Origin of the sequence: Streptomyces sp. RKAG337 (assembly GCF_023701715.1) — a bacterium.
GTDB lineage: Bacteria > Actinomycetota > Actinomycetes > Streptomycetales > Streptomycetaceae > Actinacidiphila.
The window spans coordinates 509,906-523,415 of the sequence record NZ_JAJOZA010000001.1; the positions used below are offsets into that span (position 1 = coordinate 509,906).

At 72.0% G+C, this 13,510-nt stretch carries 10 protein-coding genes and 1 pseudogene; 3 read left to right on the top strand and 8 right to left on the bottom strand.

Going from position 1 to position 13,510, the window contains the following annotated elements; translation table 11 throughout:
* Positions 1–110: 110 nt before the first annotated feature.
* The 3 genes and pseudogenes from LNW73_RS02210 to LNW73_RS02220 all read right to left on the bottom strand — a co-directional run bounded on the left by LNW73_RS02210 (position 111) and on the right by LNW73_RS02220 (position 2,997).
* On the bottom strand, positions 111–581 hold the full coding sequence (locus LNW73_RS02210; protein ID WP_250992775.1) for an acyl-CoA thioesterase: 471 nt from the start codon (positions 579–581) through the stop codon (positions 111–113).
* Positions 558–2,183 (bottom strand): annotated as a pseudogene (locus LNW73_RS02215) (AMP-binding protein); the annotation flags it as partial. The pseudogene LNW73_RS02215 and the gene LNW73_RS02210, both read right to left, overlap by 24 nt.
* 178 nt (positions 2,184–2,361) lie before the next feature.
* Positions 2,362–2,997 (bottom strand): ATP-binding protein, encoded by a 636-nt coding sequence (locus LNW73_RS02220; protein ID WP_250988634.1) that lies wholly within the window; start codon positions 2,995–2,997, stop codon positions 2,362–2,364.
* Positions 2,998–3,400: 403 nt separating this feature from the next.
* On the opposite strand from LNW73_RS02220, the gene LNW73_RS02225 reads away from it, so the two are divergent.
* Together LNW73_RS02225 and LNW73_RS02230 are read left to right on the top strand one after the other, a co-directional pair.
* Positions 3,401–4,351 carry an alpha/beta hydrolase fold domain-containing protein gene (locus tag LNW73_RS02225; protein ID WP_250988635.1) on the top strand — a complete coding sequence of 317 codons (951 nt, stop codon included), beginning with the start codon at positions 3,401–3,403 and terminating at the stop codon, positions 4,349–4,351.
* Between the two features lie 166 nt (positions 4,352–4,517).
* A complete protein-coding gene (locus tag LNW73_RS02230) occupies positions 4,518–5,216 on the top strand; it encodes a phosphatase PAP2 family protein (RefSeq protein ID WP_250988636.1) in 699 nt (232 codons plus the stop codon).
* 13 nt (positions 5,217–5,229) lie between these two features.
* Here the strand turns inward: LNW73_RS02230 and LNW73_RS02235 are convergent, their stop codons facing one another.
* The 5 genes from LNW73_RS02235 to LNW73_RS02255 form a co-directional block, all read right to left on the bottom strand.
* The gene (locus LNW73_RS02235; protein WP_250988637.1) at positions 5,230–6,243 is read right to left on the bottom strand and encodes a LacI family DNA-binding transcriptional regulator; all 1,014 of its coding nucleotides are present in this window, start codon (positions 6,241–6,243) and stop codon (positions 5,230–5,232) included.
* An 87-nt stretch (positions 6,244–6,330) separates the two neighbouring features.
* Entirely contained in the window at positions 6,331–7,863 is a 1,533-nt protein-coding gene (locus LNW73_RS02240) for a carboxylesterase/lipase family protein (protein WP_250988638.1), read from the bottom strand.
* Between the two features lie 201 nt (positions 7,864–8,064).
* Positions 8,065–9,084, bottom strand: a complete 1,020-nt coding sequence (locus LNW73_RS02245) for a TolB family protein (protein WP_250988639.1) — start codon at positions 9,082–9,084, stop codon at positions 8,065–8,067.
* An 88-nt stretch (positions 9,085–9,172) separates the two neighbouring features.
* Positions 9,173–10,480 carry an MFS transporter gene (locus LNW73_RS02250; protein WP_250988640.1) on the bottom strand — a complete coding sequence of 436 codons (1,308 nt, stop codon included), beginning with the start codon at positions 10,478–10,480 and terminating at the stop codon, positions 9,173–9,175.
* 164 nt (positions 10,481–10,644) lie between these two features.
* Positions 10,645–11,562, bottom strand: coding sequence for a glycosyltransferase (locus LNW73_RS02255; protein WP_250988641.1), 918 nt, complete (start codon positions 11,560–11,562; stop codon positions 10,645–10,647).
* Between the two features lie 803 nt (positions 11,563–12,365).
* Here LNW73_RS02255 and LNW73_RS02260 point away from each other — a divergent pair.
* Positions 12,366–13,466 (top strand): Gfo/Idh/MocA family protein, encoded by a 1,101-nt coding sequence (locus LNW73_RS02260; RefSeq protein ID WP_250988642.1) that lies wholly within the window; start codon positions 12,366–12,368, stop codon positions 13,464–13,466.
* The last annotated feature ends 44 nt before the right edge of the window (positions 13,467–13,510 follow it).

Below are 13,510 nucleotides of genomic sequence, written 5' to 3' on the forward strand. Positions count from 1 at the left end.
GTGGTTCTGCGACATAAGATATGCCGCATTTTCTGCGATCGTCAATATTGCAACATGGCGGGGACGCCGCCAGGGCCGTGACCGGTGCGGTCCCGCCCCGCTCGCGCCGGTCAGGCGAACAGCTCGGGAGCCTGTGCGCCCGCCGTCGACAGCAGCCGGCGGACGTCGTCGGGCCAGGGCTCGGATCCCTTGGCGCGCGCGGCGGAGTGGACGATCGTCATACGCCCGGTGGCGGCGACCCCGTCCCCGTCCGCCGTCCCGTCCTCGCTCTCACCGCGGACGGTGAAGGCGTAATGCAGCGAACTGGTACCCACCTTGGTGATCCGCAGCTCGGTGCGGACGGCCTGGCCGAACCACAGCCGCTCCCGGTAGTCCGCCTCGAAGTGCACCCGGGGGATGCTGCCGAAGAGATGGCCGAGGCCGAGCCTGCGCAGCAGGACCGCTTCGGCCGCCTCGACCCAGCGCACCACCGTGGAGTGGTGGTAGTGCCCGGCCGCGTCCGTGTCCGGCCACTCGACCCGCCGTTCGACGGTCACGCTGGGCAGGGCCGGCTCGCCGCCCGCCGCACCGTCCACCGCCATCCTGCGCAGTTCACCGCGGCGCAGCTTCCCGTTGCTGGTGCGCGGCAGCGCGGTGACGAACTCGATGGCGCGGGGGTACTTGTAGGGCGCGATGGTCCGCTTGACGTGGTCCTGCAGCGCCTTGACGGTGTCCGCGCCGGCCTCGACCCCGGGCCGCAGGACGACATAGGCCGTGACGACCATGCCCCGTCTGCCGTCCGGGGCGCCCACCACGCCGCACTCCTCGACGTCGGGATGGACGACGAGCGCCTTCTCCACCTCGGGACCCGCGATGTTGTAGCCGGACGAGACGATCATGTCGTCGCTGCGGGCCACGTACCAGAAGTACCCGTCGGCGTCCCGGATGTAGGTGTCGCCGGTGATGTTCCAGCCGTCCCTGACGTACTCCGACTGCCGTGGGTCCGACAGGTAACGGCAGCCGGTGGGGCCCTTGACGGCGAGCAGACCGGGCTGCCCGTCGGGGACCGCCGCCCCCGTCTCGTCGACGACGGCCGCCCGGTAGCCCGGAACCGGCTTGCCCGTCGCGCCGGGGCGTATGTCGCCGTCGGCGGCGGAGATGAACACGTGCAGCATCTCGGTCGCGCCGATGCCGTCGATGATGTGCAGTCCGGTGGTGGCGCGGAACTCCTCCCAGACGCTCGCGGGCAGCGCCTCGCCCGCGGAGACGCATCTGCGGACGCCGGCCAGCCGGTCCGCGACGCCTGCCGCCATGATCGCGCGGTAGGCGGTGGGTGCGGTGAAGAGCACCGTGACGCCGTGTTCGGCCACCAGGTCGGCCAGTTGGGTCGGCGTGGCCTGCTCGATCAGCAGGGTCGCCGCGCCGACGTGCAGCGGGAACACCACCAGCCCGCCCAGCCCGAAGGTGAACGCCAGCGGGGGCGTTCCGGTGAACACGTCGTCCTGCCGGGGCTGGAGGACATGCCGGGAGAACGTGTCGGCGTTGGCCAGCACGTCCCGGTGGAAGTGCATGGTCGCCTTGGGTCGTCCCGTCGTGCCGGAGGTGAAGGCGATCAGCGCCACATCGTCCGCGGCGGTGTCGACGTTCACGAACGAGCCGCTCTTCGTCTCGCTGCGGGCCGCCAGGTCGTCCGGCCCGGTGCCGCCGTAGGGGACGACGGTCAGGCCTGCGGCGGCGGCCGCGTCGAGCTCTTCGAGATAGCGGTGATCGCACAGGGCGGCGACCGGACGGCTGATGTCGTGCAGTTCGGCGAGTTCCGCGGCGCGCAGCAGCGGCATGGTGGTGACAGCGACGCCGCCGGCCTTCAGGACGCCGAACCAGGACGCGACCAGCCACGGATTGTTCGGGCCGCGCAGCAGCACGCGGTTCCCGGGCTGGAGGCCCAGGTCTTCGGTGAGCACCTGCGCCACCTGGTTGGCGCGCCGCAGGAGGTCCCCGTACGTCCATCGCCCGGTCGGAGTGAGCAGGCACGGCCGGTCGGGACCCCAGCGGGCGACGGCGTCGTCGAGCAGCGACTGCGCGCAGTTGAGCCGGGTCGGGTACGCCAACTCCGGTAGGTCGAAGCTGAGTTCGGGCCACTGGGCGAACGGTGGCAGCCGGTCGCGACAGAAGGTATCGGCATGCGCGGACGGAGAGAGCTCCATGGGGCGGCACCTCAATCTCGGGGCAGCGGGGAGAGTGGAGCCAGTATCTCGCCAAAATGACGACAGTCAATGATTCGCTATAAAGGTTCTCGTTAAGAACAGGTTTCGTCACGGACGGTGACGGAAGCGGTACCTCGCGACGGGCCAGGGCGGCCACCCGGAGCGGCCGGGGTGACCGTCACCGCGCGACGGGCACCCGCACCCGGACGGTCTTCCCGGCGCCACCGCCCGCGCCCCGCCCGCCGTACGGGAGCACCTCCACCGAGCCGCACGCCTCGTCGACCAGCAGGTTCACCATCAGCAGACCGCGCCCGCACTCCGCGTCCGGATCGACGTCCGCCCCGACGCGGGGCGGGCACGGTTCCCCGTCACTCACGTCCAGCCACAGCTGACCACCGCCGACGGCCGCGGTGACGCGCAGCCGCTCGGTGGACGGCCCGGCGTGCTGCACGGAGTTGGCGGCCAGTTCGGTGACGACCAGCAGAAGGGCGTCGACGACGTCGGAATGGATGCGCCAGTCCAGCAGGACACGGTGCAGCCGCCGGCGGATCCGCGGGACGGCCGCCACCTCGGGTGCCAGCACCCAGTGGACGAGCGCGCGGCCCGAAGGAGGCGGCGCGGACGGCCGGCGCCGCGACGGCCCGGCGCCGGCGGGCGCCGGCAGGACCGGCGGCGCGGACGACGTGGACGGCGCCGACGGCGTGGGCAGCGCCGACGGCGTGGGCAGCGCCGACGAAGTGGACCGCATCGGCGGAGTGGGCTCCGTCGGCGGGATGGACGGAGCGGAGACGGTGAACGCGGTGACGGTGAGCATCGCGGGACTCCCGGGGCGGGATGCGAGGCGAGGGGGGACGGACGCCTGTGTCGCTCGTGCAACGTCCTCCGGCTCCTGCGCCGCCTCTCGGATTCAACTGGACCGAAATTCTGGGGTCAGTGCCGGTACGGATCGTTGTTACACGTGTAACATGCTAGGCAGCCCTCCGCGCCGAGCGCAAGGCATTTCGGGCAAAAGTTGCAGGATGTTGTATTTCACCGGCGCCGTGAACCGCCGCGCACTCCCGTGCGCCGCGCCCTCATGGACCTCGTGGACCTCGTGGACTTCGTGGACGTCGTGGACCTCACCGCCGTGCGCGGCCGTCCGCGGTGGTCTCCGCCGAGCACACGGCCGTGCGCCGCCGCGGACACATGTCGATCGACCTGGATGGAAAGGGACCGGAATGACGCAGTCACCGCCAGCCCAACTCGACCTGGGGTGGCCCCCGCCGCCCTTCCTGGCCCCCGTTCCGCCCGTGGTGGGCGACGACGGCGTGACCCGGTTCGAGGGCGTCACCTACGCGACCTCGCCGGGGTACCGGCCGCGGCTGCTCGACGTCCAGGTGCCCGCGAGCGCGACGCCCCCGCCGGTCGTCCTCTGGATCCACGGCGGAGGCTGGATGGAGGGCGACCGGCGCTACCCGCCGCCCACCGTGCCCGTCGAGCTGCTGCACGGCTCGGTCCTCGGCGCCGGCTTCGCCCTCGTCTCCATCGACTACCGGCACAGCCTGGAGGCGCCGTTCCCGGCGCAGCTGCACGACGTCAAGGCGGCGATCCGCTACATCCGCCGCTTCGCCGGCAGCTTCGGCATCGACACCGACCGGATCGCCGTGTGGGGCGAGTCGGCCGGCGGTCATCTGGCGGCACTGGCCGGGCTCACCACCGCCGACGGGCCCGGTGGCGCCGCGATGGAGGGCACCGAGGGCGTCCTCGGTGAGCCGACGGCGGTACAGGCCGTCGTCGACTGGTACGGGGTCCACGAGATCGCCTCGCTGCTCGCCCACCCGATGCCGCCGTCACCGCCCGGCGCGGCCGAGTACCCCAACCCGTTCGCGGCGCTGCTCGGCGGCACCGAGGACGAGCGGACCGACCTGGCGCGGGCCGCCAGCCCCGTCACCTATGTCGGCGCGGGCGCCCCGCCCTTCCTGCTGATCCACGGGACCAAGGACGGCCTGGTGCCCTACAGCCAGAGCGAGCTCCTCGCCGCGGAACTGCGCACCGCGGGCTGCGAGGTCACCCTCACGCCGGTGGACGGCGCCGACCACATCTTCCTGGGCTCCCCGGACATCGTCTCGATCGTCGGCGACAGCGTCGCCTTCATCGCCGGCCGGTTGAACGGCCCGTTCCAGCCCTGACCCGGGCGGGACGCTTCCGCGAGCGGCGGCCGGACCCCCGGCCGCCGCTCGCGGCACGCCACCCCGGTCCTTCGTCCGCAGCGCATCCGTATCCGTTCATCCGTTTCCCCGTTCATCCGTTTCCCCGTCCGTCCGCCCCCGCGGACCGGGCCGCGAGAGGCACCACGTGACCGACACATCGACCGCCGTTCCCGAGCTCCCGACCGCCGCCGGGGACCGCCAGCTTCCCGCCGCTCCCCCGCGACCACGCGTGCTGCCCCTCGCGCTGGTCTGCGTGCTGGCCACCGCGCTGATCGGTTTCGCGACCCGCGCCGACGTCCGGCACCCCTTCTTCCAGGGGCTGGACGAGCGGTGGCTGGGCTGGATGGGAGGACCGCACCGAGGTCTCTACGAGGCGGTCGCCACGGTTCTGAACTGGTTCGGCGGACCGCTCGGCGTGGTGGTTCCGCTGGCGCTCCTGGTGGCGCTGCTCGTCCTGAGGCGCTGGTGGTCCGTGCTGTATCTGCTCACCACCTACCTCGCGGCGAACATGCTCGTCGTCCAGGTCCTCAAGCACGTGGTGGACCGGCCGCGGCCCGCCCACCCGCTCGTCAGGGTCGACCACGGCTCGTTCCCGTCCGGCCACGCCGCAGGCGCCGCGACCCTGGTGGTGATCGTCGGCGTCGTGCTGATCCCGCTCGCCCGGCGCCGGGCCTGGTGGCTGGCCGGCGGGCTGTTCGTCGCGCTGATGATGTGGAGCCGCACCTGGCTGCACGCGCACTGGCTCAGCGACACGGTCGCGGGCGCGCTGGCCGGTGCGGGTACGTCGCTGCTGCTCTGGTGGGCCTTCGCCCCGCTGCTCGCCCGGGAGCGGCGCGACAGCTGAACCGGGCGTGACGCTACGAGGACGCCCGGTGGATGAGGGTGACGTCCACCGGGTCGACGGGCTCCGCCGTTCCGTGCTCGATCAGCTGCTGGAGCGTCTCGGCGATGACGCCCGGCCCCGGCAGGTTGAGGCGGATGGAAGTGAGCGGCGGGCGCTGCAGCGAGGCCAGCACCAGATCGTCGGCACCGACCACCGCCACGTCCTCCGGGACGCTGATGCCCGCGTTCTGGAAGGCGTGCATCAGCAGCGCCGCGTACTCGTCGTTGTACGTGAAGACCGCGTCCAGACCCAGCCCCGGCCAGCGTTCCGCCAGCTGCGCTACGGAGTCCTGGGTGTACGCCACCTCCACCGCGGTCACCGTCGCCGTGCTCGACGCCGCGATCCGCTGCGCTCCGGCCAGCCTGGGTTCGGAGAAGGCGCTGAGCCCGCGCTCCTGCGGCATCAGCACGGCGATCCTGCGCCGCCCCCGCGCGACGAGGTGTTCGGCGGCGGCGGCGCCGATGTCCGCGTGGTCGAACGTGATGGTGTGCGCGCCGGCCAGCGGGCGGGCGGCGAACGCCAGCAGCCCGCGGATTCCGGCCCGTTGCAGAAGATCGGCCGCTTCCGGGGTGAAGGAGTCCTCGGAGAGCGCGAAGACCGCCGCCGGCCGCAGCTCGGCCCAGGCACGGGCGGCGGTGACGGCGTCGGGGAACCGGCCGGCGTGGAGCACGACGGTGTAGCCGCGCCGGTCGAGTTCGCTGTGCAGATCGTCCACCCAGTCGCTGACCAGCCGGCCGATCGCGGAGACCGATGACGGCATCAGCACCAGGTTGCTGCGTCCGGCACGCAGCGAACGCGCGGCGGCGTGCGGGACGTAGCCCAGCTGATCGGCGGCCGTCAGCACCCGGGCCCGGGTGCTCTCGCTGACCCGGTGCGCCTGGGTGTCGTTGAGCACGAAGGACACCGTGGCCCGGGACACCCCGGCAAGGCGCGCCACATCCGCGCTGGTGATCGTCCGTGGCGGCTGAGCGGGAGCGTCCTTGGCCATGACTTCCTTGATCAATTCACCGGTGGGGCGCTCATGGGCACACCGGCCCATGAGCACACTGGTTCAGAGATCAGGTTACACGCGTTATCAGTCGCGCGCCGAGCTGTGCAATCTGCGCGAGTCCCCCGCGAGGTCTTCGGTGGCCTTGGTCACCGAGTCGAACCGCATGGTCGTACGGGACTGCCCGTCGTAGCGCTCCCAGGCCGGCAGTGCCGGGTGGTTCGGGTCGCCGGTGCGGATGAAGGAGATCCACGCCTGGTGCATGGCCGAGGCGAGGCCGTCCCGGACCCCCGGCCGGATCCCCTCCAGGAAGGGCGCGTGCGACCACTGGTCGAAGTTGTTGAACGTGAAGGGCAGTTCCAGGCAGTGGGCGGCGCCGAGCCGGCCGTCGTGCGCGGGCGTCGGGAAGTCGAACTGGTAGACCCAGACCGGACGGCCCTGGGCGGCCCGGCGCTCGGCGAGTTCCACACTCGGTACGCGGAACAGCTCGTCGGAGATCAGATCCATCAGCACGTCCACGGGACGTGCGCCCGGCCGTACCGACTCGTAGGCCGCGTACGCCTCCGCCGCCCGGTCACCGAAAGTGTCCGCGGCCCTTTCGACGACCTGGTCCCGGGTGGCGGCGGCGTACCGCTCGTCGAGCCCGAACCCGAAGTTGGCCTCTTCCCTGGTCCAGCCGATCAGCACGTCGATGTCGGACCCGGCGCCCTCGAGCAGCGTCTCGACCGGATGCCGGGCCAGCGTCGCCTCGTCGATGACGGGCAGGAACGGTGTGGGCCAGTAGCCCCAGCGCATGGTGCGCCCGAACAGTTCCCCGCCCGCCTCGATGAGCCGCTGCCAGGGCACGGCCCGCAGCTCATCGATCTCCTTGGCGCCGAGGATCTCCTGGTAGACGGCGGTGCGCTCGGCGGATTCCGCGCGGGTGGGGATGTGCAGCCCGAACGGCGGACTCTGCAGGATGGCGCGCTGGAACAGGGTCCGGGCCTCCGGGTGGCCGGCGAGCGCCGCCGTGGAGACGGCGCCGCCGGACTGGCCCGCGACGGTGATGTTGCCGGGGTCGCCGCCGAACCCGGCGATGTTCTCGTGGACCCAGCGCAGCGCGGCGACCTGGTCGGTGAGCCAGAAGTTGGCGGGCTCCGCGTCGGCGTCCGCGCCGAAGGCGAGGTAGCCCAGCGGGCCGATCCGGTAGTTGATGGTCACCACGACGAGGTCGCCGTTGCGCGCGAACGTCTCACCGGAGTAGTGGGGCATCGAGCCGGATCCCGAGACGAAGCCGCCGCCGTGGATCCAGACCAGCACCGGCCGGCCCGCCGTGTCGGCGGACGGGGTCCAGACGTTGAGCGTCAGACAGTCCTCGTCGAAGGGCGGGAAGCCATGGCCGCCGAGGACCGGGTCGCCGCCCTCCAGGAACATCTGCGGGGCGCTGGGACCGTGCGCCGTGGCGTCCCGCGTCCCGCTCCAGCCCGGGTGCGGCCGTGCCGGGCGCCACCGCAGGTCGCCGACGGGCGGCTCGGCGTACGGCACCCCCTTGAACACCGCGACCGCGCCCTCCGTACGGCCGCGCAGCGTGCCCGCGGGCAGCTCCACCACGGGCGAATCCTGGTCTCCGGCACCAACCATCAGAGGCTTCCTTCCCTGGCGGCCGGCGATCACCGGCCGAGGCTCCGCAGCCGTGGCCCGGGACGCGAAGAGACACGTGTCACTCTACGCTGCGAAGGCGCCGCACACCCGGCCGATCTGCTCCCCTGAGGCTATGCCGCCATTTCGACGGTCGTCAACCATCCTGCATATCGTGAGGGGCGCCGCGGTGCTCCGCCGTGGTTACAGAGGTGCCGGGGAGGAAGCGCCGGGGATCAGCAGGCGGGGCTTCCCGGTGCCGTCGGCGGGAACGCTCCACAGGTCGGTGCTGCCGACCGCGCCATCGGTGGGAAGGGCGTAGGCGACCGTCCTGTCGTCGAGCCAGGTCGCCTGGTCGTCCACGCTGTGGTGCTCGGCGAGCGGCGTCTCGCGGAGCGTCTTCAGATCGAGGACGTACTCGCGCCAGAGCGCGGCACCGCGCAGCGCGCGCTTCTTGTAGGCGACGCGGGTGCCGTCCGGGGAGAGCGAAGGGCACTCGACGTTCTGCGTCACGGTGGTGACCGTGCGCCGGGAAACGGATCCCTTGACGAGATAGGTGCGGCCGCCGGTACCGAGCGTGGCGTAGAACGTCTCGTCGTCCGCCGCGAAGGTGACTCCCCAGAAGTTCACGTCCACGGCGTGGTAGTTCCTGCCGTCCAGCAGGATGGTGAACTCCTCCAGGTTGGGCGTGAGCTGCCAGGTCCGGGTGTCCAGGATCGCGGTGCGGGTGGAGAAGAACGCGGCGCCGTAGGACTCACCGCCGACGAAGACGGTCCAGGCGGCCAGATGACCGCTGGGCGAGACCCGCGCGCGGCTGGGAGTGCCCGCGAGCGGGAAGCTGCGCACCGTCTTCAGGTCCGCGTCCAGGATCAGCGCCCGGTTGTTCTGCGCGAGCGCGCCGGGAGTGGACTGGAGGCAGACGCCGGTGCCCGCGGCGGCGTAGAAGCGCTGGCACTTGACGCCGGAGGCGGTCCGTCCCGCCGCGGGATCGGTGGCCGGCACCGTGGCGAGATCGGTGAGGTGCGGACCCCGGGCACCGTTGAGGAACGCGAGCTTCCCCGACTGCGTCAGCGCCACCTTCCCCGCACTGACCGACGGGCCGCCCGCCTGGGGTTTGTTCTTCTCGTCCGCCCGGGAGGCGGCGTGCAGCACGAACCCGATTCCGAGGCCCGCGAGGAGCAGCACCGCCGTGACGAGTATGAGCAGGCGGCGCTTCGGCGTCATCGGGATCCTTGCGGGTGTCGGGACAGGAGGGGCGGCGGAGCAACAGCGGGGCTCGCGGCGGCGGACGGCGCCGGTACGGGCTCCGAGGTCATGATCGGCCACCGGACGGCCGCAGCACCACACCCGCGACGGCGGCGCAGCACAGCAGGCCCACCGCGGATCCGGCCAGCGCAGGACCGTCCCCCCAGACGGTCCAGGCCGCGCCGAAGACGATCGAGCAGCAGAACCGGGCCAGTGCCTGGCCGGTGCCGACCAGCGCGAGGCCGCTGGCCCGCAGTTGCTCGGGGACGATGGCGGAGACCGCGGCAGGCAGCACACCGTCGGTCGCGGCGTAGAACATGCCGTGCAGCGCGAGCACGAGATAGGGCAGCGCCGGCAGGTCGGGGGCCCAGAGCAGCAGCGTGTACGCGACGAGCAGCAGCGCGTGCCCCACGAGGAACACGACACGCCGCCCGACCCGGTCGGCCAGGGTGCCGACGGGCACCGCCAGCAGGAGGAACACCGCCGCGGTGCCGAGCGGCATCAGCGGGAACCACTGCTCGCTGATGCCGGTACGGCGCTGCAGCAGCAGATAGACGAAGGCGTCGCTGACGGTGGTGAGTCCGAGCAGGGCCGCGCAGGCGGCGAGCCCGCGCAGCCGCGGCAGGCGCAGGAGTCGCAGCGCCTCACGCAGGTCGACGGGCCGCTTCTCCGGGACCTCGGCCCCGGAGTCCCCGCTCGCGGCCTCCTCCGGTGCGCCGGGCGCGGCCCGCCCGGCGCGCACCTTCCCCGGAACGAACAGCACCAGCACCAGCACGCCGAGTACGGCCACACAGGCGCTGACGCCGAAGACCGCGTCGTACCCGTCGGTCGCCGCGCGCAGGATCAGGAACGCGGCGACGGGTCCGAGTACCGCGCCGGTGGTGTCCATCGCCCGGTGCACCCCGAAGGCCCGGCCCTGGAACTCCGCCGGCGTGGACAGGGAGATCATTGCGTCGCGCGGTGCGGTGCGCAGTCCCTTGCCGGTGCGTTCCAGCGCGAGCACGATGCCCAGCGGCCCCAGGCTGTGGACCAGGAGCAGCAGCGGTTTGCACACCGCGGACAGTCCGTAGCCGAGCCCGGCTATGAGTTTGTGGTTGCGCACCCGGTCGGCGAGGTGGCCGCCGGCCAGCTGGACCAGCGCGCTGACACCGTTGTAGACGCCGTCGAGCGTGCCGAATCCCAGCGGGCTGAGGCCGAGCCCCACGACGAGGTACAGCGGCAGGACGGCGGTGACCATCTCCGAGGAGATGTCGGTGATGAGGCTGACCGCGCCCAGCGCGAACACCACCGAGGAGACCCCCGGGAACCGGCGTCCACGCGTCCGACCCGGCGCGGTGGTTCCCTCGCTGGGGGCTGCGCGGTCCGCGAGATACATGCTCAGGAGCTCCAGTTGCCGGTGGTGGCGGAATCGGCGGAGGAGTTGCCGGCACAGCCGAGGCCGTCCATGGACTCGAACGTGCGAATGACACCTTAATGGCTGTATGTGATGGCGGAGGTGCTTCCCGGAGAACGAGGTATTGAACCGGCGTTAACGGCAGGTCAGCCCTGCCGGCTGCTCTCGTCCCGCAGCCAGGTTCCGAAGTCCTGCGACCTGATGGCCTTCCGTGATCCCCGACGGGCCACGACGGCGGCCGCGACGAAGACCACGACGCCGAGGACCAGCTTCGGCTCGGCCCGGAGGATCGCCCGCAGATCCGCCTTGCTCGTCCGCGCCGACGGTTGGCCCGCCGTCCCGGCCGCCGTCTCCCGGTCCTGACCGGGATGGTCCTGGCCGCCCGGCTCCGGCCCGTTCCGCTCCTGCCGCTGGTAGTGCTCCAACTGGGCGGACGAAGTCGCCGCCCGGATCCGCCGCTTGATCAGGTCGGACCAGGTACGCGGCGGATGGACGACGACCCGGGCGGTGCCGACCACGAGCCGTTCGTCCGGGGCGAAGGCGAGCGAGGCGGCCAGATCGTCGGCCATCAGCGGCGGCAGCGCCGCGATCCGGGCGTGCCCCGCCTCGGACACCGCGATGACGCCCCGGCCGAACAGCCCCTCGCGCACCGCGGGCAGCCGCTGCCACACCTGGTAGTACGCCCGGACCCGCCACGCGCAGCCGGCCAGCGGCACCTCGCGCTCGGGAGCGGTGGCCAGGATCGCCGAGGAGCCGTCCAGCGGGTGGGTCAGCGCCCGGACGTCCGAGGTCGCGATCACCACATCGGCGTCCACATAGAGCCGGGGGAAGCCGCGGGCGTGCTCGTCGCCGACCCGCAGCGCCTCGTGTTTGGAGGGCTCGGGTATCTCGACCACCCGGACGCCGGCGCCCCTGCGGCCCGCGACCTGCGCGGTGTCGTCCGTACAGCCGTTGCAGACCACCACGATGTCGATCTCGTCGGCGGAGGACTCCGCGAGAAGGGAGTCGAGGAGCCGGCCGATGACCCGGCTCTCGTTGTGGGCCGGGATCACGATGCTCGTCACCCGGGCAGTATGACCCCCATAACGAGACCGTTGCTGAGTGTTTCGTCCAACTGTCCCCCCGGCTGAGTCCGGTGGTCTAGATTGAGCGTCGGCGGACCGGTTTGGGCGGGGAAAGTGACCCCGGACGGACAGGTTCCGGCAAGGCTGTGGCCAATCCAGGGAAACTTGGGGGAGATTGGGTGCAGCAGAGGCTCCACCGGGCTCGGATGTGCATCACCGGTCCCGTCAGTACCGCACGCGCGTCAGGGTTTCGTCGTGGGGACGACACGGCGGCGCTCGTCACAACAGATCAGCACGGACTCCGGCTGCGGGGGACACATTGCAGCGGGCCGTCCGTCATCGTCCGGTCAGGTGTAGGACCCACGTACTCATGCTCGACCACCGGTGCCCGCACCGCTCTCCCGCCACTCGGGTTCGTGGCGGGGACGGCCGCGGCGTGCGGGCGGTCGGGCGGAGTACGTAGAGCACCGTGGTGGGGGGAGCATGACCGTTGAGCAGGTCACGCATGAGTCGCAGGTTGTGGAACGCGGGAGTCCGGAAATCCGCCGACGCTGTTCGGAACGGAAGCACCGGGACATCCCGCTGGTCGCGGACGGCCTCGCCGCCGCGGTCGCCGCGCCGGGCGGGCGTATGCCCCGCCATCGGCTGACAGCACGCCGGGCACCGGGCCGCGCCGGGAGCAGACCGCTCCGCGCCGGACCGCCGCCCGGCGCCGGCGATGTGTCCGCGGATCCCACGCACCCCACCCACACCCTCGAACTGTCGATGCGTCAGCCAACGTGCACGAAGGGACGACGAACACTGTGACGGACACTGTGAAGGGCGCTGTGAAGGACACCGGCGCTCCGGGGCGGGGACCGGCCGAACCACTGGGTGTCGCCGTGGTCGGTGCCGGCTACTGGGGGCCCAACCTGGTCCGCAACTTCCAGTCCAGCCCGCAGTTCCGGCTGCGCTGGCTCTGCGACCTCGACGTGGAGCGGGCCCAGCGGGTGCTCGGCGGGTACTCCACGGTCCAGGCGACCGCGGACTACGCGGCGGTCCTCGCCGACCCGGCCGTGGACGCCGTCGCCGTGGCCACGCCCGCCGGCACGCACCTGGACGTCGCGCTGGCGGCGCTGCGGGCGGGCAAGCACGTGCTCGTCGAGAAGCCGCTGGCCGCCACGTACGCGGACGGCCTGCGGCTGGTGAACGAGGCCGAGGAACGCGGTCTGACCCTGATGTGCGACCACACCTACTGCTACACGCCCGCGGTGGGTCACATACGGGACCAGGTCCGCTCCGGGGAGCTCGGCGAGATCCACTTCGTCGACTCGGTCCGGATCAACCTCGGGCTCGTCCAGAAGGACATCGACGTGATGTGGGACCTCGCTCCCCACGACCTGTCGATCCTCGACTTCATCCTCCCCGACCATGTCGAGCCGGTCGCGGTCGCCGCGCACGGAGCCGACCCGATAGGCGCCGGCCAGGCCTGTGTCGCCTATCTGACGCTGCAGCTCAACACGGGCGCCATCGCGCACGTGCACGTCAACTGGCTCTCCCCCACCAAGGTGCGGACCACCATGGTCGGCGGCTCGAAGCGCACCCTGATCTGGGACGACCTCAACCCCGCGCAGCGCGTGGCGATCTTCGACCGCGGTGTCGAGCTGTCCACTCCCCAGGAGATCGGCGCGGACGAGCGCCGGGACATGCTGATCTCCTACCGGTCCGGCGACATGGTGGCGCCCGCGATCGGTGAGAAGGAGGCGCTGCGCAGCATGGTCGACGAGTTCGCCGCGTCGATCCGCGAGCGCCGGGCCCCGCTGACCGACGGCCGGGCCGGCCTCCGCGTGCTGGACATCCTCGAGGCGGCCTCCCGGAGCCTGGAGTTCCGCGGTGCGGTCGTCGGGCTGCGCGCCGGCCGGTGAGAGTTCGGGCAGTTCCACGGCACACGATGACCGATTCAGTGGGG